Here is a 25,830-nt window from a genome sequence, read left to right on the forward strand (position 1 = left end):
CTAGGTCTCCAGTTTAAGGTGAGAAGGTGCAGCGGGAGCGCTCGTGGCGCCGGAGTTGGCCGGGGTTGCGCAGGCGACACGAGCGCGGATTGCCGTGGCGTGATCGTCGTGAGCCTCGGCCTGCCGACCATTGTCGTCGGCGTCGCGCCGCACAGCGCGGCTGAAGAGGTCGCCGTATTCCGCGGGGGTACGGATCAGCGGATGATCCTGGGTGAGCGGCGATGCCGGCTGTGGCGTCACTCCAACCTGCTCGATCGCCTGTTCGAACAACCGCTCGACGGTCGCACGCACGTGCTTGTAGCGGTAGATGCGGTTGTCGATGGCGTGCGCGCAGGCCTGCTCGACCAGCCGCGCCGGATACTTCCGGCCCAGCCCGACAATGCCCCACATCGCGCGCTGTCCGGGGCGCCCTTCGGTGTCGAACACCTGCTGGCACAAGGCCCTGGTCTGCGGTCCGATGCGCTCGGCGCTCGCCAGCAGCACGGCGGTTTGCCGCGACGGGTTGAACGGCCGTTCGCTGGTCGGCAGGACGACAGAACCGGGGTGCGCCATCCGGGAATGAACACGCAGCAGCGCACGGGTGTGGCGATCACGGATCTCGATCGTGGTGGTGTAGATGCGCACGACGACCTGGCTGCCGATCGGCGCGGGCCGCGCGGCGTAATAGCTGTTGTCGACGCGTACGGTGGTGTCGTCGCAGACAGTCCGGACGACTTCGGTGAAGATGCGGAAGGGAGCGACAGGCAGCGGCCGCAGGTGCGGCTTCTCTTCCTGGAACATCGCCTCGACCTGACGGCGCGTGCTGCCGTGGATGCGTTTGGAAGCCCAGTTCTCCTCCCAGTGCCTCAAGAACTCGTTTTGCGCCTCCAGCGTCTCGAAGCGCCGTCCGGCCAGCGCAGTGCCCTGGGTATGTTGAATCGCATTCTCGACGCATCCTTTCCGATTTGGATCGGCCACGCGCGCGGGATCGGCGACCACGGCGTAATGAGCCAGCATCGCGCTGTAAATCGGGTTGAGCTGGGGCTCGTACAAATCCGGCTTGAGGACGCCTTCCTTCAGGTTGTCGAGCACGACATAGCTGGGGACCCCGCCAAAATACCGGAACGCCTCTTCGTGGAGCTGCGCCCAGACTTGTTGGCTGGACTTCCAGACTACCCGCCGGAAGCTGCGCCGCGAGTAGCGTAGCGTCATCACGAACAGGCGGGGACGACGGTACCGCCCGCTCTTCGGATCAACCGTCGGCGCGCCCTCGCCATAGTCGACCTGAGCTTCCTCGCCGGGGAGGAACTCAAGACGATCAAACTGCTCAGGATCAGCGTGCCGCAACCGGCGCACAAACCGCTTGACACTCTGGTAGCTGGACGGAAAGCCAAATTGATCAACCAGGTCCTGGTAAATCGCCTGCGCGTTCCGCTTCAGCCGGACCTGTTCTTCGATCCACGTCCGATGCGCTTCGCAAGCCGAACGGGCCAGGCTGCTGGTGACCGTCGCTTCCGATGTCCCAAAAGCCGGTGGTCGGGGTGGAGGAATTTGGCCGTCCGCGCTCACCGAGCCGGTGGTCACTTCCCCGGGGGAATTTGCCTCCGCACCGGCCCGCAGCGCCTGATAACGCCGGATCGTCTTGCGATCGACACCCGTCAGCCGGTGAATCTCGCGCTGGCTGGTGTTGCGATCAAGTAATGTAAGTACGGTGCTTTGCAGATGTCGCTTCAAGACGTTCAACTCCCCGGCCCCTTGCTGGCTAAAGGGGTCGAACATAAACGTCCTGCCTGACCGGCTACTGCTGTTCAGCGGCGCTGACGGCGATCATCAGGTGGGGGAGTTTCAAGTGACCATACCCGGGGGATTTTGACCGACCCACGGGGGCCTGACCAACGAGGACGCGATCGATCTCTATGATCGCGTCAAGGTTGGCACCCTCGTCGTGGTGCTCGAGCCCAAGCACGGCGACTCGCCGTACAATTCGCGATTGGCGCTCGGCAACAGCCAAACCGGCCAGGCGGCCAGCTACTGATCGCCAACGACCTCTGGACAACAAAAGGCGCCGGTTTTACCGGCGCTTTTTTGTTGCCTGCTTGGACGATGAAGACTTCTTTGCGGGGAGCGATTTCTCTTCAGGTGAAGACGATTTCTCCGCGGGCTCGTCGTCAGCACCTTCCTTCGCCTCAGGCTTGGCCGCGACCTCGCGCGGCGGCGCCTCCTCGGGACGTTCCGCCGGCAGGAGCGGGGCGACCTGCGGCAGAGGATCCCAGACGTTCCACTGGCAGATGCGGTAGTCGTTGCGGCGCTGCGCCAGATCGAGATGGATGTGGTCCTCATGGTACCAGTCCGAGCCAGGACCGAGCACGGTGGAAAAGCGCGCACAGACCGAGTGCAGCACACGCTCGCGAACGTCGCGCGGCAGCGTGCGGTCCGTGAGGCCGATCGACTGCCCATTGGCGAGCTTGATGGCGCGGATGTCGATGGCATTGGCCTTGCCGTGCTCGGACAGCAGCGCGCCGGCGACGCGGTTGCGACCGCGGCACTCGAAGGAATCGAAATTGTCGAGGTCGCTGATGGGCGAGCCGAGGCTGGTGGCCAGCGGCACCATGTCCTTGCGCAGCCAATCGGCGATCGCGGACGCCATGGTGCAGCGAAGGATGGCCGCCGGCTTGACCGTCACCTTGCTCTTGTCCGGCAGCACGACCGCTTCCAGCCGCACCAGATCCTCGCCGCCGCAGGCGCCGGGGCCGCGGATGTCCGGGATCGAGGGCGCGATCGCAATGTCCTCCGTCAGCGCGAGGCGGCAGGCTGAGACCTGTTTCTGGGGTGGCGGCGCAGCCTCGGCAGGCTTGTCGGCGCTCGGCTGGTCTGGAGACGACTTCCCCCCTGCCTCCGGCGGGGCCTCGTCCGAGACCTTGTTCGGTGCCTTGTTCGGTGCCTTGGGAGCCTCTTCGGGGCGCGGTCTTGGTAGCGGAATCTTGGCGGCATGAGCTGCAGCGCGCGGCCGTGGTGTACCAAGGCCGAAGATATCGAGTGGCCCAGGATATTTCCGCGCCTCTGCCCTCTCGACAGGCACGAGCAGCAGCCCGAGCGCGGCGGTAACCATTGCCGCGCCGACGGACATATAGCCGCGACAAGACCATTTGCGGCGAAAGTCCGGCAGGCTAAAAGTCATGACAAGTCTTTGGCCCAATGCTGAGAGCGACAACGCGCCCAGCGACTTTTCGGAGGAACGTCGGAATGCTCGGTTTGATGCAAGATTGGCCCCTGCTCTGCCACCGGATCATCGAACACGCCGCCAGGATTCATGGCAAGCAGGAGGTGGTCACACGCTCGGTCGAGGGACCGATCCACCGCACCACCTACGCCGAGATCCACAAGCGCGCGCTCAAGGTCTCGCAGATGCTGGAGCGCGACGGTATCAAGCTCGGCGACCGGGTCGCAACGATCGCCTGGAACACCTGGCGCCATCTCGAGGTCTGGTACGGCATCATGGGGATCGGTGCCATCTGCCACACGGTCAATCCTCGCCTTTTCCCGGAGCAGATCGCCTGGATCATCAATCATGCGCAGGACCGCATCGTGATGACCGACATCACCTTCGTTCCGATCCTGGAGAAGATCGCCGACAAGTTGCCGAGCGTGGAGCGCTACGTCGTGCTCACCGACAAGGCGCATATGCCGGAGACCACGCTGAAGAATGTTGTCGCCTACGAGGACTGGATCGCCGAGGCCGACGGCAAATTCAAGTGGAAGGAGTTCGACGAGAACACGGCAGCCGCGATGTGTTACACCTCCGGCACGACCGGCGATCCCAAGGGTGTGCTGTATTCGCATCGCTCCAACGTGTTGCACGCGCTGATGGCCAACAATGTCGACGCGCTCGGCACCAGCGCGTCCGAGACAATGCTGCCGGTGGTTCCGCTGTTCCATGCCAACAGCTGGGGCATCGCCTTTTCCGCGCCCTCGCAGGGCACCAAGCTGGTCATGCCCGGCGCCAAGCTCGACGGCGCCTCGGTCTATGAGCTGCTCTCGACCGAGAAGGTGACGCACACCGCCGGCGTGCCGACGGTGTGGCTGATGCTGCTCCAGCACATGGCCGCCAACAATCTCAAGCTGCCGGATTTGAAGATGGTGATCTGCGGCGGCTCGGCGATGCCGCGCTCGATGATCAAGGCCTTCCTCGACATGGGCTCCAACGTCCGTCACGCCTGGGGCATGACCGAGATGAGCCCGATCGGCAGCGTCGCGGCGCTGAAGCCTCCGTTCCACAATGCGACGGGCGATGCCAAGCTCGACGTGCTCCAGATGCAGGGTTATGCGCCCTTCGCGGTGCAGATGAAGATCACCGACGATGCCGGCAAGGAGCTGCCCTGGGACGGCAAGACGTTCGGCCGGCTCAAGGTCTCCGGCCCCGCGGTCGCCAAGGCCTATTACCGCGTCGGCACCAACATCCTCGACGAGGAAGGCTTCTTCGACACCGGCGACGTCTCGACGATCGACGAGGACGGCTACATGCGGATCACCGACCGCTCCAAGGACGTGATCAAGTCCGGCGGCGAGTGGATCTCCTCGATCGACCTCGAAAACCTCGCAGTCGGCCATCCGGCCGTGGCGGAAGCCGCCGTGATCGGCGTATTCCATCCCAAATGGGATGAGCGGCCACTTTTGATCGTGCAGCTCAAGCAGGGCCAGCAGGCCACACGCGAGGACATCCTGAAGTTCATGGATGGCAAGATCGCCAAATGGTGGATGCCCGACGACGTCGCCTTCGTCGAAGGCATCCCACATACGGCCACCGGCAAGATCCTGAAGACGGCGCTGCGCGACCAGTTCAAGGATTATCGCTTCCCGAACGCGGCCGCGTAACGGGCTGGCTGCCACCCTCCCCTGGAGGGGGAGGGTCGGCTGACATGGAGCGAAGCGCAATGTGAGACGGGGTGGGGTGATCTCTCCACACGGGCAGCGCCTTGACGGAGAGACTGTCACCTCACCCCGCTCGCGCTCCGCGCGATCGACCACGGGCGAGCTACGCTCGTCCCGGCCCCCTCCAGGGGAGGGTGAGTCCCTTGAATTTGCTCTCGGGCCGTGGTCTCAACGGCGTATCGTCGCGCCAAACCGGCCGGCGCCGCCCTCAACATCCGGCAGAGCTCACCCGATGGCCCGCAGGTTTTCCGCTCCCTATCAGTCGGAGCCCGTGTCCAGCCTGGCGAGCTGGGCGCGCAATCTGGCCGTGTTCGCGGTGGTGGCGGTGGTGGTGTCGGTCATCGTCGTCCGCTTCGATTTCCTGGAGCCGAAGCCGGCGCTTGCGACTTTCTTCGGCGGGCTCGCGATCGCCGGCCTCTCGATCTTGTTCGGGCTCGCGGGCTTTGCCGCGATCTGGCAGAACGGCTCGCGGGGCATGGCGCGCATCCTGCTCGCCTTCCTGATCGACGGCGCGATCCTCGCCTATCCCGCCTATCTCGGCCTGCAATATCGCAAGCTGCCGTCGATCTACGACATCACCACCGACCCGATCGATCCGCCGCGCTTCGACACGATGGCGCGGCTGCGCACCGGCGAGGGCACCAACACCGCGGTCTATGCCGGCCTCTACTCGGCGGAGCAGCAGCGCCGCTTCTATCCCGAAATCGTGCCCGTCGAGCTCGAGATTTCCGTCGACCGCGCCTATGCAATCGCGCTCCAGCTCGTGCACAAGCGCAAATGGATCGTCATCGACGAGCGCGCGCCGCAGCCGCCGCGCCGCATCGGCCGCATCGAGGCGGTGGCGCGCACGCCGATCATGGGTTTTCGCGAGGACGTTTCGATAAGGGTCGTGTCGGATGGCGATGATTCCCGGGTCGACATGCGCTCCGCTTCGCGCAATTTCGACAGCGATCTCGGCAGCAACGCCGCGCGCATCAAGAAGTTCATCGACGATCTCAACACCGCCGCCGATGCCGACGCGCTCAAGCCGGTGAAGAAGACGCCGGTCGCGCCGCCCAAGGCGCCGGCGAAGACGGTGAAGAAGTGAAAATGGCGAATAGAGAGTAGCGAATGGCGAATGGAAGATGCTTTATTCTCCATTCGCTACTCGCCATGCACAATTCGCTCTCAAGCCATCCGGTATGTCCCGCCGATCACGGGATCGCCATCGGTCGCGACCACGCCGCGTGCGACCAGGTCTTCGAGGTGCGCCAGCACGGAGTAGCCGGCGGCCGTCGTCAGCCTCGGATCGATACCGATATAGATCGCGCGGACCATCGTCGGGATGTCGGTCTCGCCCTTGGCGAGGCGGTGCAGGATCGAGGCCTCACGCGCCTTGCGGTGACGGATCAGGAAGCGCACGAAGCGCTGGCCCTCGGGGATCTCGGGGCCGTGGCCTGAGAAATAGAGATCCTCCTCGCGTGCCGCGAGTCGGTCCAGCGAATCCATGTAGTCGATCATCGAGCCGTCGGGCGGCGCCACGATGGAGGTCGACCAGCCCATCACGTGATCGCCGACGAAGTTGAACTTTCGCTCGGGCCAGGCGAATGCCAGATGATTGGCCGTGTGGCCGGGCGTCGCCACTGCCTCGAGCCGCCAGCCGTCGCCTTCGACGACGTCGCCGTGTGCGAGGTTGACGTCTGGCGCAAAATCGCGGTCGACGCCGGACTCCGGATTGTGCTTCTCGCTCTCGAAACGCGGGCGCGAGGCGCGATGCGGGCCTTCGGCATAGACCGGTGCACCTGTCGCCTGCTTGATGCGCGCAGTGTTCGGCGAATGGTCCCGATGGGTGTGGGTGACGAAGATATGGCTCACCGTCTCGCCACGCACGGCATCAAGTAGCGCAGCCGCATGCGCCTCATCGTCCGGACCGGGATCGATGATGGCAACATTGCCCTTGCCCACGATGTAACTGACCGTGCCGGTGAAGGTGAACGGGCTCGGATTGTTGCAGAGCACGCGCCGCACGCCGGGGCGGACCTCCTCGACGAAGCCGGGCTTCAGCGGAAAGTTGCGGTTGAACTGGACGTCGTCATTGTCGGACATGGCTTGCTCATACCTTGCTGACTTCGTCATGCCCGGCCTTGTGCCGGGCATCCACGCTCTTCGCACGGCCCAAGACGTGGATGGCCGGGACAAGCCCGGCCATGACGGAGGAGAGTTTTCTCGCCTCGCTCCCTGGGCGTCTAGAAAAACGCCTGAATGCCCGTGATCGCGCGGCCCAGGATCAGGGCGTGGACGTCATGGGTGCCCTCGTAGGTGTTGACCGTCTCGAGGTTATGGACGTGGCGCATCACGTGATATTCGATCGAGATGCCGTTGCCGCCGTGCATGTCGCGAGCGGTGCGGGCGATATCGAGGGCCTTGCCGCAATTGTTGCGCTTGACGATCGAGATCATCTCGGGCGCGAACTTGCCCTCGTCCATCAGGCGACCGACGCGCAAGGAGGCTTGCAGGCCCAGCGCGATCTCGGTCTCCATGTCGGCGAGTTTCTTCTGCACGAGTTGGGTCGCGGCGAGCGGCTTGCCGAACTGCTTGCGGTCGAGCGTGTACTGGCGGGCGCGATGCATGCAGTCCTCGGCGGCCCCCAACGCACCCCAGGAGATGCCGTAGCGGGCACGGTTGAGGCAGCCGAACGGGCCCTTCAGGCCGGAGACGTTGGGCAGCAGGGCGTCTTCCGGAACCACGACGCCGTCCATCACGACTTCGCCGGTGATCGAGGCGCGCAAGGACAGCTTGCCGCCGATCTTCGGCGCCGACAGGCCCTTCATGCCCTTCTCCAGCACGAAGCCGCGGATCTGGTTGTCGTGCGCGGCCGACTTGGCCCAGACCACGAACACGTCGGCGATCGGCGCGTTCGAGATCCACATCTTGCTGCCGGTGAGGCGATAGCCGTCCGAAACCTTCTCCGCGCGGGTCTTCATGCCGGCGGGATCGGAGCCGGCGTCAGGCTCCGTCAGGCCGAAGCAGCCAACCCACTCGCCGCTGGCGAGCTTCGGCAGGTACTTCTTGCGCTGGTTCTCGTCGCCATAGGCGTAGATCGGGTACATCACCAGCGAGGACTGCACGGAGTTCATCGAGCGATAGCCGGAATCGACCCGCTCGATCTCGCGTGCGACGAGGCCATAGGCGACGTAGCCCGCATTCGCGCAACCATATTCCTCGGGCAGCGTGATGCCGATCAGGCCGAGCTCGCCCATCTCATTGAAGATCTCGCGATCGGTCTTCTCTTCGAGATAGGCCTTGGCGACCCGCGGCAGCAGCTTGTCCTGGGCGTAGGCGCGGGCGGTGTCGCGCACCATGCGCTCGTCTTCGGTCAGCTGCTCGTCGAGCAGGAACGGATCGTCCCACTGGAAAGAAGCCGCAGCCGGCTTGTCCTTGGCCTGAGGGCGCACGCTCATGAAACGTCCTTTCGCGTCTGGTTCCGTCAATAATTGCCCGACAAACTAAAGCGCCGCGGCAACAAGTTCAATTGCATCCTGGTTTCGGTCGTTCCGGCTCGCGCCACGGCGTGAACCTGGAAACGTCTTGGTCAGCTTTCGAGCTGCTCGTTGGCGACGATCTCGATGCCGAAGCCCGACAGACCCTTGTAGTCGTGCACCGAGGAGGTGAGATGCCGGATCGAGGTGACGCCGAGGTCGCGCAGGATCTGCGCGCCGACGCCGACCTCGCGCCACTGGCGGTTGCGGTCGGCCTCCGTCGACGACTCGTCCGGCAACGGCGCCACGGGGACGCCGGCCGCGCCATCCCGCAAGTAGACCAGCACGCCGCGGCCCGATTTCTTGAAATGCTCGAGCACGACCGCCATGCGCTTGTGACCGGTGAAGGTGTCCTTGACGATGTTCGGCTTGTGGAAGCGCGTCAGCACGTTCTTGCCGTCGCCGACGCCGTTATAGACGAAGGCGACGTGAGCGATGGAATCGAACGGCGAGCGGTAGGCATAGCCCTGCAAGGGACCGATCGGGCTCTCGGTGACGAAGGTCGAGACCCGCTCGATCAGCTTTTCGCGCGCCTGGCGGTAAGCGATCATATCCGCGATGGTGACGTGCTTGAGCTTGTGCTGGGCGGCGAAGCGGGCCACCTGCTCGCCCTTCATCACGCTGCCGTCGTCGTTCATGAGCTCGCTGATGACGCCGACCGGCGGCAGGCCCGAGAGCTTGCAGAGGTCCACGGCAGCCTCGGTATGGCCGGAGCGCAGCAGCACGCCGCCGTCCTTGGCGATCAGCGGGAAGATGTGGCCGGGCCGGGCGAAGTCGTTGGCGCCGACATTGGGATTGGCGAGCGCGCGGCAGCACGAGGCGCGCTCCTCGGCGGAGATGCCGGTGCCGCCATCGGGCTTGTAGTCGATCGAGACCGTGAACGCGGTGGTGTGCGCGGAATCGTTGTGGGCGACCATCGGATCGAGCCGCAGGCGGCGCGCGTCCTCGGTCGTCACGGGCGCGCAGACGATGCCGGAGGTATGGCGGATGATGAAGGCCATCTTGTCGGCGGTGCAGAGCGAGGCTGCGACGATCAGATCGCCCTCGCCCTCGCGGTCCTCGTCGTCGGTGACGACCACGAGCTCACCCCGGGCAAAGGCCTGCAAGACTTCCTGGACGGTATCGGGCATTCCCAATCTCTATCGGTTATGGGCCGGAGGCTCAGCCGGACGCCTTAGCTGGACTTGGCCCGGGACGCTAGTACCCACTTTTCTTGGAACGTGAGTCGTGATTCAAGGTCGGGATGATACCCGAAGCAAGAGAAGTCCACCTTTCGAGGAAAGATCGCAAGGTGCTTGAGGCGTGCTGTCGCTCACCGGTGACGTTGCAGCGCGATTTGAAGCGGGCGCGGATAGTTCTGTTGGCGGCGGATGGGCGCAGCACCCGGTCGATCGCCAAGGAAGTTGGGGTCCAGCCGCGGATTGTCAGCCTTTGGCGGCATCGCTATGCCGACCATGGCCTTGAAGGGCTGCAAGACAAGCCGCGGCCTGGCAAGCAGCCGATCTATACGAAGACGACCGACAAGCGGATTCTGAAGCTGCTGGATAAGCCGCCACCGCAAGGGTTTGCGCGCTGGACCGGCCCCCTGCTGGCCGAGGCGCTGGGCGATGTCGATGTCCAATATGTCTGGCGGTTCCTGCGCAGCCACAAGATTGACCTGGTGGCTCGCAAGTCCTGGTGCGAGAGCAACGACCCGAACTTTACGGCCAAAGCCGCCGATGTTGTCGGCCTCTATGTCGCGCCGCCGGCGAAGGCCATTGTGCTGTGCGTGGACGAGAAGCCCTCGATCCAGGCTTTGGAGCGAGCGCAGGGTTATCTGAAGTTGCCCAATGGCCGCGCCTTGACCGGCCAAAGCCACGATTACAAGCGGCATGGCACCACAACATTGTTTGCGGCGCTCGAAGTCGCCACCGGAAAGATCATCGCGACCCATTCAAAACGCCGGCGCCGCGTCGAGTTTCTCGATTTCATGAACAGCGTCACCGCGGCTTTTCCGAACCGCAAGCTTCACGTCATCCTCGACAACCTCAACACCCATAAAAAGAACGAGGACTGGCTCAAGGCCCACCCCAACGTGCAATTTCATTTCACGCCGACAAGTGCGTCATGGCTCAATCAGGTCGAAGTATGGTTTTCCATCTTGCAGGGGCAGTCGCTCAGCGGCACCTCCTTCACGAGCCTCAAGCAGCTTCAGGAACACATCGATGCCTACGTCAACGCATACAACGACAGAGCCGAGCCCTTCGTCTGGACCAAGAAAAAGGTCCGTCAACGCCGTTTCAAAGGCCGCCGTATCACTCAGCTCTGATTCCGGGTACTAGCTCATCCGCTCCGCTTCGATCAGCCGTGCCAGCTCCCCCGCGGTGACCTCGATCGGCCGGCGGCTACGCTCGACGCGGGCCTGGATCAATGCGCCCTGCAGCGCCGACGTGCAGAGCACGGCCAGCGCCTCCGCCCGCGGCCTGGCGAAGCCGTCGGCGACCAGCTTGTCACGCAGGATCGATAGACGCGCGGCATAGGCCTTGCGACCGGCCTCCGACACGGCCCGTTCGCGCGGCGCAAGCTCGAGCAGGACGGTCGTGATCGGGCAGCCGTTGCGGAAGCCGGAGCCCTGCATCCAGCCTGCCAGCAGCCTTGCGTGCGCGCGCAGGAGCTCGCCGGTCGAGCCGCACTCCGCCGCGAGCTTGGCGACCGTCGCCGCGACGCGACGGCCCGCCTCCTCCACCGCTGCCACCGCGATCGAGGATTTTCCGTCCGGAAAATAATGGTAGAGCGAGCCCTTCGGCGCGCCGCTGACGTCGACGATGTCGTTGAGGCCGGTGCGGGCAAATCCCTGCCGGCGGAACAGGGTATGGGCTGACGGTGCTTTGGCACGGCCGGCATCGTACTACTCTCCTTCGGTCAAGAATTATATTGATTGGTCTACATCAGCCTCCGACAGTCAAGACATGACCATGACAGGGAGAGGCAGATGCCCAAGGGAGTGACCTACGAACTCAGAGACGGCGTGGCGCGGATCGGGCTCGACGACGGCAAGGTCAATGCGATGTCGGCCGCGATGCTGGGCGAGATCGCAGCCGCCTTCGACCGTGCCGAGACGGAAGCGGAGATCGTGGTGCTGCGCTCGGCGCGGCCGGGCATCTTTTCCGCAGGCTTCGACCTGAAAGTGTTCGCCTCGGGCGATGCCGCCAGGAGCCTCGAGATGGTCCGGGCCGGCGCGGAGCTTGCGCTGCGGCTGATGTCCGTTCCGCACCCGACCATCGGCGTGATGGAGGGCCATGCTTACCCGATGGGGACGTTCCTGCTGCTCGCCTGCGACGTCAGGCTCGGCGCCCGCGGACCGCACCGCATGGGGCTGAACGAGGTCGCGATCGGCATCGCGCCACCCAGCTTCGCCATCGAGCTCGCGCGCACCCGTCTGCATCCGGCCTGGCTCAGCCGGACCGCCGCGCTGGGTGAGATGTACGAGCCGGAGGAGGCGTTGACCGCTGGCCTTCTCGATCGCGTGGTCGCGCCGGAGATGGTCGACACCACGCTCGATAAGATCATCGCTGGCTTGCGCGCCATCCACAAGCCGTCGCATGCAACCGCGAAGATGCGCCTGCGCCAGCCGGCCATGGACGCCATGCGCATGGCGATCGACCGCGAGCTGACCATGGCTGCCTACGAGGCGAGCAACCGCGCCCGGAGCGCCGTCGCGATGCCCGGTTAGGCCGCGTCTCCCACGGAAAGGGCCAACCCGATCTGGCGCAGTTTCACGGAAGCGTGTAGATCGGTTTCATGAGCACCAGCAACGTCAACGTCGTCGTCCACCCCCTGGTCCAGCACAAGCTCTCCCTGATGCGGGAGAAGGACCGCTCGACCAAGAGCTTTCGCGAGATCCTGAACGAGATCGGGATGCTGCTCTGCTACGAGGTGACGCGTGACCTGCCGCTGGAGCTGGTCGAGATCGAAACGCCGATCGCGCCGATGCGGGCGCCGAAGATCGCCGGCAAGAAGCTCACGCTGGCGCCGATCCTGCGTGCCGGCGTCGGCTTCCTCGACGGCATGCTCGCCTTGATGCCTTCGGCGCGCATCGCCCATATCGGGCTCTACCGCGACCCCGAGACGTTGCAGGCCGTGGAATATTACTTCAAGGCGCCGCAGGACCTGTCCGACCGCACCGTGATCCTGATGGACCCGATGCTGGCGACCGGCAACTCGGCCTGCGCCGGCGCCTCCCTGCTCAAGGCGCGTGGCGCCCGCGACATCCGTTTCGTCTGTCTTCTGGCCGCTCCCGAGGGCATCGCCCAGTTTCAGAGCGAGCATGGCGACGTGCCGATCTGGACCGCCGCGATCGACGAGCGGCTCAACGACCACGGCTACATCGTGCCGGGCCTGGGCGATGCCGGCGACCGGATGTTCGGCACCAAGTAGACAGCTTGGCACGATCGGGTTACTCCGATTGCCATGAGTGCCAACGATTTTTCGCTGCAATCGCTGATCCGGACCGAGGCCGCCGATCCCGCCCTGGTATTCGACGGCAGACCCGTCTCTCGCGCGGAATTCTCGACGAAGGTCGAGCAGACCGCCGCCTGGCTTTCGGCCCAAGGCATCGGCAAGGGCGACGTCGTCGCGGTCTGGCTGGTCAACCGGATCGAATGGCTGGCACTGCTGTTCGCTGCGGCACGGCTCGGCGCGGTCGTCGCCGCCGTCAATACGCGCTACCGCAGCGCGGAAGTCGCGCACCTGCTCAAGGTGTCCGGTGCCAGGCTGATGGTGGTCGAGGCCGCTTTCCGCGCGATCGACTTTGCCGCCATCCTCGCCGATATCGCCAAGGCCGAGGTGCCCGCGCTGCAAAAGCTCGCCGTGGTCGGCGCGGATGCGATCCCGGCGCACTGGCCCTGCGTGCGGTTCGATGCCTTCGACAAGTCCTATCCGCCGGCTCCGCCTGTTCAAGGCGACGTCGACCTGCCGGTACTGCTCTACACGACATCAGGCACGACCAAGGGGCCGAGGCTCGTCGCACATTCGCAGCGAACGCTGGCGACGCACGCCGCCTCCGTTGCCCACGCGCTCCGTCTCGATTGCCAGCGTCATTCGCTGCTGGCCATGCTGCCGTTCTGCGGCACCTTCGGCATGACGAGCCTGCTCGGTTTCATCGCAGCCGGCGCCACCATCCATGTACTCGACGCCTTCGAGGCCGCGCCGGCCCTGAAGATCCTTGGCGAGCACGGGATCACGCACTCCTTCGGCTCGGACGAGATGTTCCGCCGCATCCTCGCCCTCACCGATGCGCCACGCCCATTTCCAAATCTCGAGGTCTGCGGCTTCGCCGCGTTTCAGCCCGGCTGGCGCGAGCTTGCAGCGGAGGCCGAGACGCGCGGCATGCCGTTGTTCGGCCTCTACGGCTCGAGCGAGGTGCAGGCGCTGTTTTCGATCGCCCGCGCCGGTGATGCCTTCGCCGACCGCATCGAGGGCGGCGGCTGGCCGATGTCGCCAAATGCGAAAGTCCGCGTCCGCGACATCGAGACCGGCGAGCTTGCGGGCAAGGGCGTCTCCGGGGAGATCGAGATCAGCGCACCATCACGCTTCCTCGGCTACTTCAACAATCCCGAGGCGACGCGCGATGCGATCACCGCCGACGGGTTCTTCCGCACCGGCGACATCGGCCGGCTGCGCGGCGATGGCTCCTTCGTCTACGAGACGCGCGCCGGAGATGCGATGCGGCTCGGCGGCTTCCTGGTCTCGCCGGGCGAGATCGAGGACGAGCTCAAATCGTGCACCGGCGTGGCCGACGCGCAGGTGGTTGCTGTCGATCTGAAGGGCCAGGCGCGCTGCGTCGCCTTCGTGATCCCGGCAGGGGAGCCGCCGCGGCAGGAAGCGCTCGCGGCACGCCTGCGCGAGCGGCTCGCCGGCTACAAGGTGCCGGCGCGGATCTACGTGGTGGACGCCTTCCCCGTCACCGACAGCGCCAACGGCGTCAAGATCCAGCGCGCCAGACTCCGTGCCATCGCGATGGAGCGGATCGCGGCCGAATAGGCCGCCTATCTGGCTTGCGCCAGACTCGTTCAGTACGACTTCGCGAGCCCCAGCACCTTTTCCGCGATGAAGCTGAGCGCGAGCTGCGGGCTGACCGGTGCGATGCGCGGGATCAGCACTTCGCGCAAGTAGCGCTCGACGTGGAATTCCTTGGCATAGCCGAAGCCGCCATGGGTCATCACCGCCTGCTCGCAGGCCGAGAAGCCCGCTTCGCCGGCGAGATATTTCGCGGCATTGGCCGCGGCGCCGCACGGCATACCCTTGTCGTACTGCCAGGCCGCCGACATCACCATCAGCCAGGCGGCCTCGAGTTCGACCCAGTTCACTGCGAGCGGATGCTGGATGCCCTGGTTCTTGCCGATCGGGCGATTGAACACGACGCGGGTCTTGGCGTATTCGGTGGCGCGCGACAGCGCGAGCTTGCCGAGGCCGACCGCTTCCGCGGCAATCAGGATGCGCTCGGGGTTCATGCCTTCGAGGATGTACTCGAAGCCCTTGCCCTCTTCGCCGATCCGATCCTCCATCGGAATTTCAAAGTCCTCGAAGAACAGCTCGTTGGAGTCGACGATCTTGCGGCCCATCTTCTCGATCTCGTGGACCTTGATCCTGTTGCGGTCGAAATCGGTATAGAACAGGCTGAGGCCATGGGTGGGCGAGCGCACCTCTTCCAGCGGCGTGGTGCGCGCCAGCAGCAGGATCTTGTGCGCGACCTGCGCGGTCGAGATCCACACCTTCTGGCCGTTGACGATGTAGCGGTCGTTTTTGGCGACCGCACGGGTCTTGAGCTGCGTGGTGTTGAGACCCGTGTTGGGCTCGGTCACGGCAAAGCAGGCCTTCTCGCGGCCCTCGACCATCGGCGGCAGCATGCGCCTACGCTGCTCCTCGGTGCCGAACACGACGACGGGATTGAGGCCGAACACGTTGATGTGCACCGCGGAGGCGCCGGACATGCCGGCACCCGACTCCGCGATGGTGCGCATCATGACCGCGGCTTCGGTGATGCCGAGCCCGGAGCCGCCATATTCTTCCGGCACGCAGATACCGAGCCAGCCGGCGTTCGCCAGAGCCTTGTGGAAGTCGTGCGGGAAGCCGCCGTCGTGGTCTTTCTTCAGCCAGTAAGCATCGGGAAAGCCCTCGCAGATCTTGGCGACGGCGTCGCGTATGGCTTCCTGCTGATCGGTGAGCGCGAAATCCATGTCCTTGGTCTCCTTCTTGGGAGCCGCGACCGCGCCATCTCCCTTCTTTCGCGTTCCCCACGCAAAGGCCGTGGCCGCTTGCTGCGCCCGGGCGTGCCTTCGCTCGCGTTCTTTAGCTCGAAAATCCGCGCACAGATACGTGAATTTATCCGTGAAGTGTGTCTACCATGCATAGGGTCATGCGGCGCGAAAGTATGCGCGCGCCGTAATTTCGCAGGGAGGAAACCGCGATGGCCGGACTATATTTCGAAGACTTTTCCGTCGGCCAGAAGTTCAGGCATCCGCTGACCCGGACCGTCACGGAAATGGACAACACCATGTTCAGCCTGCTGACGCTCAACCCGCAGCCGCTCCACATCGACGCGCATTTCGCCGAGAAGACCGAGTTCGGCCAGCGCATTTTCAACAGCCTTTACACCCTCGGCATCATGATCGGCATGACGGTCTATGATACGACCCTGGGGACCACCGTCGCCAATCTCGGCATGACCGACGTCACCTTTCCAAAGCCGGTCTTCCATGGCGACACGTTGCGGGCCACGACAAAGGTGCTCTCGGTGCGGGAATCCAAATCGCGGCCCAAGGCCGGTATCGTCGAGTTCGAGCACCATGCCTTGAACCAGAACGACGAGATCGTCGGCAAATGCCGCCGCATGGCGATGATGCACAAGAGGCCGGTCTGATGCGTTCGATGCTGTTCGTGCCGGGCGATTCCCCGCGCAAATTCGAGAAGGCGAGCGAAGGCAAGGCCGACGCGCTGATCATCGATCTCGAGGATTCCGTCGTCACCGAGAAGAAAGCGGAGGCGCGCGGGTTGACACTTGCGATGCTGAAAGGCCGCAGCAAGCCACATCAGCTCTATGTCCGGGTCAACGCGCTCGACACCGGCATGACGCTGGCCGATCTCGCCGCGGTGATGCCGGGCAGGCCCGACGGCATCGTGCTGCCGAAATCGCAAGGTGGCGACGACGTGCGGCAGGTCGCGACCTGGCTCGAGGCCTTGGAAGCATCAGCCGGCATTGCGATCGGCACGACCCGCATCGTCTGCGTCGCGACGGAAACCGCCGGCTCGATCTTCGGGCTCGCCAGCTACAAGGGCTGCTCCCCTCGCCTTGCCGGCCTGATGTGGGGCGCGGAGGATCTCTCCGCCTCGCTCGGCGCGACCGAGAAAGCGAGCGGCGGCGTCTTCCACAGCCCCTATCGTCTGGCGCGCGATCTCTGCCTGATGGCCGCGGCGGCGGCCGACGTCGCGCCGATCGACACGGTCTACACCGACATCGATAATCTCGCGGGCCTCGAAGCCGAGACGCGCGCGGCACGGCGCGACGGCTTCTCCGCAAAGGCGCTGATCCATCCCAAGCACGTCGACATCGTCAACGCGGCGTTCGAGCCGACCGACACCGAGCGCAAATGGGCGGAGAAGGTGATTGCGGCGTTCGCGAGCAATCCCGATTCCGGCACGCTGCGGCTCGATGGCCAGATGATCGACAAGCCGCACCTTCGTGCTGCGAAGAAGATTCTCGGTCAACCCTAGAACAGGGCGCAGCCAAGTCCGTTCGATCGGCTGCGCCCGCAGGCTTCGGCTTGACGTCCCGACCTCAGTCGAATCCCTGGACGGGCGGCGCCGAGGTTGGGGCCGGCACGGCAGACGCGGCTTGAACCGGTGGGGCCGGATTGCCGGCGGCTCTCATCTGGCCGTTGGCTGCCATCGCCTCGCGCGTGCGCGGCGGGCCGCCGGTCGCGGCGGACCGGCGCGGCGGCTGCCGAGGCCTTGCCGATTGCGAACCTCTCATGCCCCAGGAGCGGGCGATCGAGGGTCCGGCCGTGTAGCCGATCAAGGCTCCGGCGACCGCACCGACCGGACCCAGCACGACCGCGCCCGACACCGCGCCGAGCGCCGCATCGCCCGCGCGCTCCTGCGCAATCGCGCTCGCCGGCACGCACGCCAGTATTGCAACAGCGGTGATCAGAGCTTTGGTCATCGGAGCGCCTCCCTCTCGGGAAATCACTCCTGCCGAAATATGGCCGCACGAGGTTCGCTTGCTGGCCGACAAGAGGCAGTGGCCAAATTGGAACTCGGGCAAACCAGACGACCAGCGCCAGACGTGCCGAGCGCACGCTGCTTCCCGGCCGGAGGGATCGGGCCGAGCGCCGCGGCGGGGTCGAAGCCCTTGCCGATCTCCCGGCGGTTCTGCTGCGCCGCCACGCCGTCCTGGAGATCACGAGCACGGCAGCAGCACCGCCTTCGCAGATCTTGACACCGATCTTCCGCGGCATATTTTTCCGTGGCGAAAGGACTTCTCACCCTCTCGACAATCAAAGGATCAAACGCGACCGTCTGGAGAGACGATGATGCTCGATGAGAATCTGGCCCGCATTCGTGCGCACCGCAACAACATCCACCGCTACCGGCGTCTGCTGAAGACCAGGCTGTCTCAGTTGGAGCGCCAGTTCGTCGAGAGACGCCTCGCGGAAGAGCAATCGGCGCTCGATGGCCTGACCGCGGCGACCTTCCCTGTCAGCTTCCGCGCTTCCGGAGCGCCGGCCAATGCGACGGGGATAGCGCAATGAACAGCCAGCGAGACCTGCTCATTCGAGGCAGCGAGAAGGTCATCGGCCATTACGAGCTGCTCCTTGCAAGCGCCAAGACCGAGCATGAGCGCGAGCTCTATCGCCAACGCATCGAACGCGAGCGGCGGCTGATCCGGGACCTGCAAGGCGGACTGGATCACCGCGCCGCCTGAGCTGGGAGATCACACGCCCCGTCACCCCAAGGCAATCGCATTTGAATTTTGCAGAGGTCGTCATGCCCGGGCTTGTCCCGGGCATCCACGTTCTTTGTGCCGCGTGGAAAGGCGTGGATGGCCGGGACAAGCCCGGCCATGACGCCGTGGAGACAGCCGGTGCCCATAGCGACATCTCATATGCGATAGCCCTTCATATGCGATAGCCCTGCCATCGCAGGGGACGTCCAGCTTCCGCGCTTCGTCCCCGCATTCGTTCAGCGGACGAGGCGGTTGGGGCCTGCGAGCGCGCTGCTGGGCTCGGTCGCTGGCGCCACTCTCACCGTGGCGGTGAGCGGCGCACCCTTGCGCAGCAGAGTGAGCTTCACATCCTCGCCGATGCGCGCAAGACCGATCGTGTTGCGGAGCTGGGCGGCGGTGCGGATCGGGCGGTCGTCGGCTCCGGTGACGATATCGCCCTTGCGCAGGCCGGCCTTCTCTGCAGGCGAATCCGCAGCGATCTCGGCGATGAAGGCGCCTTGATTCAATCCCTTGTTGATCGAGGGATGCAGGTCCTTCAGCGAAACGCCGATGCGGCCGCGCTCGACGCGGCCGCTCACGATGATCTGCTCCATCACCTTGCGCGCCATGTTGACCGGGATGGCAAAGCCGATGCCGACATTGCCGCCCGCCGGCGAGATGATCGCAGAGTTGATGCCGACGAGCTCGCCGCGCAGGCTGACCAGCGCCCCGCCGGAATTGCCGGGATTGATCGCCGCATCGGTCTGGATGAAGTCCTCATAGCCCTGCTTGCCGAGCCCGGTGCGGCCGAGCGCGCTGACGAGCCCTGACGTCACGGTCTGGCCGAGGCCGAACGGATTGCCGATCGCGAGGACGAAATCACCGACCTCGAGCCCGTCGCTGTCGCCGAAGGGAAGCGCCTTGAGCCCGGCCGGGTTCTGGACCTGGAGCACCGCGACATCCGTCGGCGGATCACGGCCGATGACCCTGGCGGAAAACTGGCGCCCGTCCTTGGTCGTGATCTGAACGGCGGAGGTGCCTTCGACCACGTGATTGTTGGTCAGCACGTAGCCGCGCTGGGCGTCGACGATGACCCCGGAGCCGGTCGCATTGACCTCCTTCTCGATCTGCCTGGGGACGTCGAAGAATTCGCGGAAGAGCGGATCGCGATAGAGCGGGTTGTCCTCGCGCACGCGGCCGTGCACGGAAATGTTGACCACGGCGGGCGTCACCTGGCGCACCAGCGGCGCCAGGGTCGGCACCGGGCCGCCGGTCTTCAGATCCGGAATCTGGCCGGCGGCAGGCTGTGACGCCGTGAGCGTCAGCACCAGCAAGGCCAGGAACAGCAGACGCACAGCATTCATCTTCGTGACCTGTCGCTCTATTGTGTGGATATGCGCGACCTGCGTGGCCTCAGCCTTCGCCGCGCGATGCGACGATCCAGCCCTGCAGGGCCAGGAACGGAACGGCACAGGCTGCCGAGGCCTGGCCGAGCAGCACGAGGCCGAGGACGGTCGGTGTGAACATCATGCGGCCCGCCTCTCTGCGGCGGCCCATGGCCGCCGCGGCCGCATCGGCACCCCGCCGCCCCGCGGCGGATCGTCATTGTCGTTGTCGCCGTCGAGCCTGCGCAAGGCGGCCAGAATGTCGGCGAGCCGGACCGTGTGGCTCATGCCGGGAATCTCGCGCAAGGCGGGACAGGATTCGACCGCGTACATGTCGGACGCCCAGGACGACAGGATGATGCGCTTCTCGGGCGAAGAAAGCTCCGGCGCATTCAGAACGTCGGCAGGCGAGTCGTAATGGGCCGCAGGGTGAAACAGCGGATTGAGAGTGCCGGTATTGGAATTCACGTTGGTCATCGGCGTGTCTCCCTCATGCTCCTTTCCGGGGGGACGGGTTTGTCGACGATGGGACGGCGGCGCCGAACGCCGCCGTCCCGCTTGACATCAATGCGTGTTGATGGCGATGCGCTTGACGCCTTCGCGCGCCTTCTCCGATTTCGGCAGCGACACGGTCAGGACGCCGTTCTTGAACGACGCCTCGGCCTTGTCCTCCTCGACGCCCTCCAGCGGGATCTGCCGTTCGAAGGCGCCGTAATAGCGCTCGGTGAAGTACCTGCCTTCGCCGTTGCGCTCCGCCTTCTTCTCGCCGCGGACGGTCAGGACGCCATTGGCGATCTCGACCTGGACGTCCTTCTCCGTCAGGCCGGGAAGTTCGGCCGAGACGGTCAGCGTCTTGTCGGTCTCGCTGAGCTCGACCTTCGGCCAGCCGAACCGGCCTTCCATCAGCGGCGACAGGCTGGTCCCGCCGAAGCCACGGAAGACGTCATCGAACAGACGGTTCATCTCGCGATGAAGCGTCAGGAACGGATCGAAATTGTCGCGCGCTGGCGCAAGCTCCTGGTTTCTCGACCAGGGAATGAGATCACGAAAAGCCATGGTTCTCTCCTTCATGCATCGGGAGCGCGGCCCGCGCATCCGCGCGCCGCGTTCCGCCATTCAATCGATCGAGCGCTTAGGCTGCTTTCTTCTGCTCGATCTGCGATGCCGCAGGAGCGCCGCCCGCGATCGGAATCCGGCGCGGCTTCATGGCTTCCGGAACCTCGCGGACGAGGTCGATGATCAGGAGCCCGTCCTGGAACGAGGCCTGCTTCACCTGGACGTAGTCGGCGAGATTGAACACGCGCCGGAACGGACGCGCGGCGATGCCCTGGTACAGATATTCGCGCGCAGCGGTCTCGGGCTTCCTGCCCTCGATGGTGAGCGCGTTCTGCTCGGCCGTCACGGTGATGTCGCTGGCGCCGAAGCCTGCCACCGCAAGGCTGATCCGGTAATGGTCTTCGCCGGAACGCTCGATGTTGTAGGGGGGATAGTTGTCCTCGGTCGCCTGGCGCAGCGTGCTGTCGACGAGGTCGGCCAGATGATCGAAGCCGATGGTGGAGCGCCACAGGGGCGCGAAATCAAAACTGGTCCTCATAACCAAGTCCTCCAAAGAGCAAGATGGATACGAAGGAGCGCAAGGCGGGAATTCAGACGGGTCCGAAAGACCAGCCCGGCGCCCGTGCCGGACCCGATCCTGGCATCCGGCACACCGCTCTCGCGGCGAAAAACGACTTAGAAAATCCGAGACCGCTTTCAAGAGGGGGGCGGAGAAAAATTTCGGGGCCGCCGCGTCCCCTGGCGGGGGCTGACCTTCAGGATCTCAGCGGGCCCCGTGCCGTCTCCGGCGCCAGCAGGGTCGCGATGATCGTGACGATCGACAAGGCAATGATATAGACCGACACCGCCCAGTACGAGCCGGCCCATGCCAGCAGCCCGGCCGCGATCAGCGGCGAGAAGCCGCCGCTCAAAGCTGCCGCGACGTTGGCGCCGAGCGAAGCACCGCTGTAGCGCACCTGGGTGCGGAACAGCTCCGGCATGAACGCGGCCTTCGGCCCGAACAGCAGCGCATGGGTCAGCGTCATCGTGACGACGAGCGCGAGGGTGATCAGCGCCGGCTCCCTGGTGTCCAGGAACCAGAACAGCGGAAAGGCCAGCGCCACCGAGAATACGCCGCCGGCGAGATACAGCGCCTTGCGTCCGAAGATGTCGGACAGCCAGCCGGCAAGCGGCAGCGTCGCGAACTCGACGATGGCGGCATAGACCACGGCATCCAGGATCACCTGCCGTGGCAGACCGAGCTTTGTCGTGGCATAGACCACGGTGAAGACGGTGAGGAGATAAGCGAGCCCGACCTCCGACACCGTGATGCCGACCGCGAGGAGGAAGCTGCGCCAGTCGCGGCGCAGCACCTCGAGCGCCGGCTGCGCCAGCACCTCCTTGCGCTCGACCACTTCCTTGAAGTGCGGCGTCTCCGCGAGCTTGAGCCGCACGATGAAGCCGACGCCGACGAGCAGAATGCTGATCAGGAACGGCACGCGCCAGCCCCAGCTGAGGAAGTCCGCCTCGGGCAGCTTCGTCATCAGTGCGAAGATGCCCGTGGACGCGGCGACCCCGACGGGAAAGCCGATCTGCACCAGGCTGCCGTAGAAGCCGCGGCGATTGCCGGCATGCTCGATCACCATCACCACCGCGCCGCTCCATTCGCCGCCGAGCCCGATGCCCTGAACGAAGCGCAGGCAGACGAGCAGGATCGGCGCCCAGATGCCGATCTGGCTATAGGTCGGAAGGCAGCCGATCAGGAAGGTGCCGAGCCCCATTGCGATCATGGTCGCGACCAGCATGGTCTTGCGGCCGAGCCGGTCGCCGTAATGCCCGATAATGGCACCGCCGATCGGCCGCGCCACGAAGCCGACCGCATAGGTCGAGAATGCCACGAGCGTGCCGACGAAGGGATCGAAGCTCGGGAAGAACAGCCTGTTGAAGACCAGCGCCGCGGCCGTGCCGTAGATCAGGAAATCGTACCATTCGATCGCAGTGCCAAGCGCGCTCGCCCACACCACATGCGCCGTCGTCGATTTCTCCGCGGAAGCGGAGACCTCCGTTGCTGCCGTCATGCCCTGCCCCAACGATTCCAGTGCGCATCATGGCCAATCGTTGTGATGGTTGCAATCTGTGGAGGTGTTGTCTCTCACAGGATGACGGCGCGGGATTTTGCGCCGCGGCCTCCACAACCGCCCTTGCGAGCGCAGCGAAGCAATCCAGACTTGATCCGCGGAAACGATCTGGATTGCTTGGTCGCAAGGGCTCCTCGCAATGACGGGTGTTGAGGCGGCTGCGTGTCTATCTCCACGACGTGGTGGCATCGAAGACGGAACCTCGCGACCACTGCTATTCGCCATTGACAAACTTATTCGCTATTCTCTAATTTACCTCCACAACCACCAGAGCTCCGCAAATTCGGACAGTAGCTTGAGTGGATTTTCTGCCTGACAGCGGCGAGGATTCTTGCTGCGAATCAGGAGCGAAGATGACGAAGAAGAGCCGCCGGACGCATTCTCCGGCATTCAAGGCGAAGGTTGCTTTGGCTGCGGTCAAAGGCGACAAGACACTGGCGGAGCTGGCGCAACTGTTTGATGTTCATCCGAACCAGATCACGATCTGGAAAAACCAGCTCCTGGAAGGCGCCGCCGGCGTGTTTGGGCATGACAAGACATCGGCCGAGACGCCGGTCGATTTGAAGGCGTTACATGCCAAGATCGGCGAGCTGGCGTTGGAAAACGATTTTGTGTCCGGCGCGCTCACCAAGGCGGGCCTGCTGAGCGCAAAGCGATGATCGACCGCGATCATGATCTTTCTATCGTGCGCCAGGCGAAGGTCCTGAAGCTGGCTCGCAGCACGGTCTACTATGAACCTCGGCCAGTTTCGGCCGAGGACCTTGCCTTGATGCGTCGGCTCGATGAGCTGCATCTCGATTATCCCTTCGCGGGAGCGCGTATGCTGCGATCGTTGCTGCGGCGGGAGGGCGTATACGCCGGTCGCCGCCACATCGCGACGCTGATGAAGCGCATGGGGATCGAGGCGGTCTATCGTCGCCCGAACACGAGCAAGCCGGCTCCGGGTCACAAGATCTACCCGTACCTGTTGCGCGGATTGAAGATCGAGCGGCCCGACCATGCGTGGGCAATGGACATCACCTACATTCCGATGCGGCGTGGCTTCGTCTATCTCGCGGCGGTCGTCGATGTGTTCAGCCGACGGGTCCTGGCCCATCGCGTCTCGATCACAATGGAGGCGGCCTTCTGCGTCGAAGCGGTCCAGGAGGCGTTGGCGAAGCACGGCAGGCCCGAGATTTTCAACACGGATCAGGGCAGCCAGTTCACCAGCCTCGAGTTCACCGATGTGCTGCTGGACGCGAAGATCGCCATCAGCATGGACGGCAAGGGCGCCTGGCGCGACAACGTGTTTGTCGAGCGGCTCTGGCGCACGGTCAAATACGAAGAAGTATATCTCCGCGCCTACGACAGCGTGTCCGAGGCGCGAGCGTCAATTGCCAAGTATCTGGCCTTCTACAATCAGGGACGCCCTCACTCGAGCCTTGACGGGCGCACGCCCGACGAGGCTTACTTCGGCACGCAAGCTATGGTGATGGCCGCATGACCGTCGCCGACGGTTTTGTCGTCGCTCTGGTCGGGCTACGCCCTCCCGACGCAACGACAAAACCGTAAAGCCCCGCGTTCAGCATAACCCGGCAGGAATCCACTTAAATCCAGCGGGGCGCTGTCCAAACAACCGGGGCCAGCTCTCACCCCGCCGCGCCAAGCGGCCAAAAAGAGAGGAAACGGCAATGAAAGGGCTTCTGGCCTGCGCCATGCTCGCGGCCATGACTTCAGCTGCCATGACCACGGCGGCCACCGCACAGATCTCCGACGACGTGGTGCGGATCGGCGTGCTGACGGATCTGTCGAGCTGGGGCCGCGACAACAGCGGGCCGGGCTCGGTGGAAGCCGCGAAGATGGCGGTGGAGGAGTTCGGGCCGACCGTGCTCGGCAAGCCGATCGAGGTCATCAGCGCCGACCATCAGATGAAGACCGACGTCGGCGTGCAGATCGTGCGCGGCTGGTTCGACAACGGCAAGGTCGACGCCGTGGTCGACATTCCCAATTCCGGCATCGCGATCGCCGTGCACAACATGGTGCGCGAGCGCAACAAGATCGCGCTGCTGTCCGGTCCCGGCGCCAGCTCCCTGACGGACGAGCTGTGCAGCCCGAACACCGTGCACTTCACTTATGACACCTACGCGCTGTCGAAGGTGACGGCCTCGGCCGTCATCAAGGAAGGCGGCAAGTCCTGGTACTTCATCACGGCCGATTACGCCTTCGGCCAGCAGCTCGAGAAGGACGCAACCCGCTTCATCAACGAGATGGGCGGCAAGGTGCTCGGCGGCGTCAAGCATCCGACCAACACGGCGGACTTCTCCTCCTTCGCGCTCCAGGCGCAGAGCTCGAAATCCGACGTGGTCGCCTTCGCCAATGCCGGCCAGGATACCGACAACGCCATCAAGCAGTCCGGCGAGTTCGGCCTGGTCCAGGGCGGCCAGAAGCTGGTCGGCCTCCTGATGTTCGACACCGACGTGCACGTGATCGGCCTGAAGGCCGCGCAGGGCACCTACATGACCACGGCGTCCTACTGGAACATGGACGAGGCCACGCGCGCCTGGTCGAAGAAGTTCTACGAGCGCACCAAGGTGATGCCGACCATGATCCAGACCGGCGTCTACGGGTCGGTGCTGCATTATCTCAAGGCCATCAAGGCTGCCGGCACCGACGATTCCGCCAAGGTGATGGCCAGGATGCGCGAGCTGCCGATCGAGGATATCTTCGTTCACGGCGGCAAGTTGCGCGAGGACGGCCGCGTCATCCGCGACATGTACCTCGCCAAGGTGAAGACGCCCGAGCAATCGAAGGAGCCGTGGGACTATCTGGATATTGTCAAGACCGTGAAGGGCGAGGACGCCTTTCGCCCCGTCTCCGAATCCAAATGTCCGCTCCTGAAGAAATGA

Annotated in this window: 24 protein-coding genes and 3 pseudogenes; 13 read left to right on the forward strand and 14 right to left on the reverse strand. The window is 64.7% G+C overall.

Going from position 1 to position 25,830, the window contains the following annotated elements; genetic code table 11:
• Positions 1–1,758 carry an IS21-like element IS1631 family transposase gene (gene istA, locus ABIF91_RS05390; protein ID WP_100214066.1) on the reverse strand — a complete coding sequence of 586 codons (1,758 nt, stop codon included), beginning with the start codon at positions 1,756–1,758 and terminating at the stop codon, positions 1–3.
• A gap of 109 nt (positions 1,759–1,867) precedes the next feature.
• Between istA and ABIF91_RS05395 the strand changes: the two are divergent.
• A pseudogene (locus ABIF91_RS05395) lies at positions 1,868–2,014 on the forward strand (L,D-transpeptidase); the annotation flags it as partial.
• Positions 2,015–2,050: 36 nt separating this feature from the next.
• Here the strand turns inward: ABIF91_RS05395 and ABIF91_RS05400 are convergent.
• Positions 2,051–3,157 (reverse strand): extensin family protein, encoded by a 1,107-nt coding sequence (locus tag ABIF91_RS05400; protein WP_028176990.1) that lies wholly within the window; start codon positions 3,155–3,157, stop codon positions 2,051–2,053.
• A 65-nt stretch (positions 3,158–3,222) separates the two neighbouring features.
• Here ABIF91_RS05400 and ABIF91_RS05405 point away from each other — a divergent pair, with 65 nt between their 5' ends.
• Both ABIF91_RS05405 and ABIF91_RS05410 read left to right on the forward strand, forming a co-directional pair.
• A complete protein-coding gene (locus tag ABIF91_RS05405; RefSeq protein WP_284279626.1) occupies positions 3,223–4,851 on the forward strand; it encodes a fatty-acid--CoA ligase in 1,629 nt (542 codons plus the stop codon).
• 289 nt (positions 4,852–5,140) lie between these two features.
• Positions 5,141–5,995 carry a DUF1499 domain-containing protein gene (locus ABIF91_RS05410; protein ID WP_028176988.1) on the forward strand — a complete coding sequence of 285 codons (855 nt, stop codon included), beginning with the start codon at positions 5,141–5,143 and terminating at the stop codon, positions 5,993–5,995.
• An 80-nt stretch (positions 5,996–6,075) separates the two neighbouring features.
• Here the strand turns inward: ABIF91_RS05410 and ABIF91_RS05415 are convergent, their stop codons facing one another.
• The 3 genes from ABIF91_RS05415 to ribB all read right to left on the reverse strand — a co-directional run bounded on the left by ABIF91_RS05415 (position 6,076) and on the right by ribB (position 9,556).
• Positions 6,076–6,993 (reverse strand): MBL fold metallo-hydrolase, encoded by a 918-nt coding sequence (locus ABIF91_RS05415; protein WP_028176987.1) that lies wholly within the window; start codon positions 6,991–6,993, stop codon positions 6,076–6,078.
• Between the two features lie 140 nt (positions 6,994–7,133).
• Entirely contained in the window at positions 7,134–8,348 is a 1,215-nt protein-coding gene (locus tag ABIF91_RS05420) for an acyl-CoA dehydrogenase (RefSeq protein WP_028176986.1), read from the reverse strand.
• Between the two features lie 131 nt (positions 8,349–8,479).
• Positions 8,480–9,556, reverse strand: a complete 1,077-nt coding sequence (ribB, locus tag ABIF91_RS05425; protein WP_028176985.1) for a 3,4-dihydroxy-2-butanone-4-phosphate synthase — start codon at positions 9,554–9,556, stop codon at positions 8,480–8,482.
• Between the two features lie 113 nt (positions 9,557–9,669).
• Between ribB and ABIF91_RS05430 the strand changes: the two genes are divergently transcribed.
• Positions 9,670–10,734 carry an IS630-like element ISRj1 family transposase gene (locus ABIF91_RS05430; protein ID WP_026192128.1) on the forward strand — a complete coding sequence of 355 codons (1,065 nt, stop codon included), beginning with the start codon at positions 9,670–9,672 and terminating at the stop codon, positions 10,732–10,734.
• Between the two features lie 9 nt (positions 10,735–10,743).
• Here the strand turns inward: ABIF91_RS05430 and ABIF91_RS05435 are convergent, their stop codons facing one another.
• A complete protein-coding gene (locus ABIF91_RS05435) occupies positions 10,744–11,160 on the reverse strand; it encodes a hypothetical protein (protein ID WP_244430103.1) in 417 nt (138 codons plus the stop codon).
• A 57-nt stretch (positions 11,161–11,217) separates the two neighbouring features.
• Positions 11,218–11,274, reverse strand: a pseudogene (locus ABIF91_RS05440) (hypothetical protein); the annotation flags it as partial.
• 123 nt (positions 11,275–11,397) lie between these two features.
• Between ABIF91_RS05440 and ABIF91_RS05445 the strand changes: the two are divergent.
• From ABIF91_RS05445 to ABIF91_RS05455, 3 genes are all read left to right on the forward strand, one after another.
• Entirely contained in the window at positions 11,398–12,138 is a 741-nt protein-coding gene (locus ABIF91_RS05445) for a crotonase/enoyl-CoA hydratase family protein (RefSeq protein WP_028181157.1), read from the forward strand.
• A 68-nt stretch (positions 12,139–12,206) separates the two neighbouring features.
• Positions 12,207–12,842, forward strand: a complete 636-nt coding sequence (upp, locus tag ABIF91_RS05450; protein WP_028181158.1) for a uracil phosphoribosyltransferase — start codon at positions 12,207–12,209, stop codon at positions 12,840–12,842.
• Positions 12,843–12,875: 33 nt separating this feature from the next.
• A complete protein-coding gene (locus ABIF91_RS05455; RefSeq protein ID WP_028181159.1) occupies positions 12,876–14,447 on the forward strand; it encodes an AMP-binding protein in 1,572 nt (523 codons plus the stop codon).
• 29 nt (positions 14,448–14,476) lie between these two features.
• On the opposite strand, the gene ABIF91_RS05460 is transcribed toward ABIF91_RS05455, so the two are convergent.
• Positions 14,477–15,643: an acyl-CoA dehydrogenase family protein gene (locus tag ABIF91_RS05460; RefSeq protein WP_028181160.1), complete on the reverse strand. Its 1,167-nt coding sequence runs from the start codon at positions 15,641–15,643 to the stop codon at positions 14,477–14,479.
• A 227-nt stretch (positions 15,644–15,870) separates the two neighbouring features.
• On the opposite strand from ABIF91_RS05460, the pseudogene ABIF91_RS05465 reads away from it, so the two are divergent.
• Positions 15,871–16,326, forward strand: a pseudogene (locus tag ABIF91_RS05465) (MaoC family dehydratase); the annotation flags it as partial.
• Entirely contained in the window at positions 16,326–17,177 is an 852-nt protein-coding gene (locus tag ABIF91_RS05470) for an HpcH/HpaI aldolase/citrate lyase family protein (RefSeq protein ID WP_028181162.1), read from the forward strand. The pseudogene ABIF91_RS05465 and the gene ABIF91_RS05470, both read left to right, overlap by 1 nt.
• 64 nt (positions 17,178–17,241) lie before the next feature.
• Here the strand turns inward: ABIF91_RS05470 and ABIF91_RS05475 are convergent, their stop codons facing one another.
• The gene (locus tag ABIF91_RS05475; protein WP_284279647.1) at positions 17,242–17,625 is read right to left on the reverse strand and encodes a hypothetical protein; all 384 of its coding nucleotides are present in this window, start codon (positions 17,623–17,625) and stop codon (positions 17,242–17,244) included.
• A 367-nt stretch (positions 17,626–17,992) separates the two neighbouring features.
• On the opposite strand from ABIF91_RS05475, the gene ABIF91_RS05480 reads away from it, so the two are divergent.
• Positions 17,993–18,214, forward strand: a complete 222-nt coding sequence (locus ABIF91_RS05480; RefSeq protein ID WP_407059917.1) for a hypothetical protein — start codon at positions 17,993–17,995, stop codon at positions 18,212–18,214.
• Positions 18,211–18,387 (forward strand): hypothetical protein, encoded by a 177-nt coding sequence (locus ABIF91_RS05485; RefSeq protein WP_162832035.1) that lies wholly within the window; start codon positions 18,211–18,213, stop codon positions 18,385–18,387. The genes ABIF91_RS05480 and ABIF91_RS05485 overlap by 4 nt, the downstream gene beginning before the upstream one ends.
• 257 nt (positions 18,388–18,644) lie before the next feature.
• On the opposite strand, the gene ABIF91_RS05490 is transcribed toward ABIF91_RS05485, so the two are convergent.
• The 5 genes from ABIF91_RS05490 to ABIF91_RS05510 all read right to left on the reverse strand — a co-directional run bounded on the left by ABIF91_RS05490 (position 18,645) and on the right by ABIF91_RS05510 (position 22,885).
• Positions 18,645–19,751, reverse strand: coding sequence for a trypsin-like peptidase domain-containing protein (locus tag ABIF91_RS05490; RefSeq protein ID WP_028181164.1), 1,107 nt, complete (start codon positions 19,749–19,751; stop codon positions 18,645–18,647).
• 162 nt (positions 19,752–19,913) lie between these two features.
• Positions 19,914–20,249 (reverse strand): hypothetical protein, encoded by a 336-nt coding sequence (locus ABIF91_RS05495; RefSeq protein WP_028181165.1) that lies wholly within the window; start codon positions 20,247–20,249, stop codon positions 19,914–19,916.
• A gap of 87 nt (positions 20,250–20,336) precedes the next feature.
• On the reverse strand, positions 20,337–20,828 hold the full coding sequence (locus ABIF91_RS05500; protein WP_028181166.1) for an Hsp20/alpha crystallin family protein: 492 nt from the start codon (positions 20,826–20,828) through the stop codon (positions 20,337–20,339).
• Between the two features lie 76 nt (positions 20,829–20,904).
• Complete coding sequence (locus tag ABIF91_RS05505; protein ID WP_028181167.1) at positions 20,905–21,366, reverse strand: Hsp20 family protein; 462 nt, start codon at positions 21,364–21,366, stop codon at positions 20,905–20,907.
• A 217-nt stretch (positions 21,367–21,583) separates the two neighbouring features.
• Entirely contained in the window at positions 21,584–22,885 is a 1,302-nt protein-coding gene (locus tag ABIF91_RS05510) for an MFS transporter (protein ID WP_035670274.1), read from the reverse strand.
• Positions 22,886–23,298: 413 nt separating this feature from the next.
• Between ABIF91_RS05510 and ABIF91_RS05515 the strand changes: the two genes are divergently transcribed.
• A protein-coding gene (locus ABIF91_RS05515) for an IS3-like element ISRj2 family transposase (protein ID WP_424578686.1) occupies positions 23,299–24,428 on the forward strand; the annotation gives its coding sequence in 2 pieces (ribosomal slippage) (positions 23,299–23,557 and positions 23,557–24,428; 1,131 coding nt in all).
• 187 nt (positions 24,429–24,615) lie between these two features.
• Positions 24,616–25,830, forward strand: a complete 1,215-nt coding sequence (locus ABIF91_RS05520) for an ABC transporter substrate-binding protein (RefSeq protein WP_028180777.1) — start codon at positions 24,616–24,618, stop codon at positions 25,828–25,830.

Source organism: Bradyrhizobium sp. USDA 241, assembly GCF_049739505.1.
In the GTDB taxonomy this organism is placed as follows: Bacteria; Pseudomonadota; Alphaproteobacteria; order Rhizobiales; family Xanthobacteraceae; genus Bradyrhizobium; species Bradyrhizobium liaoningense.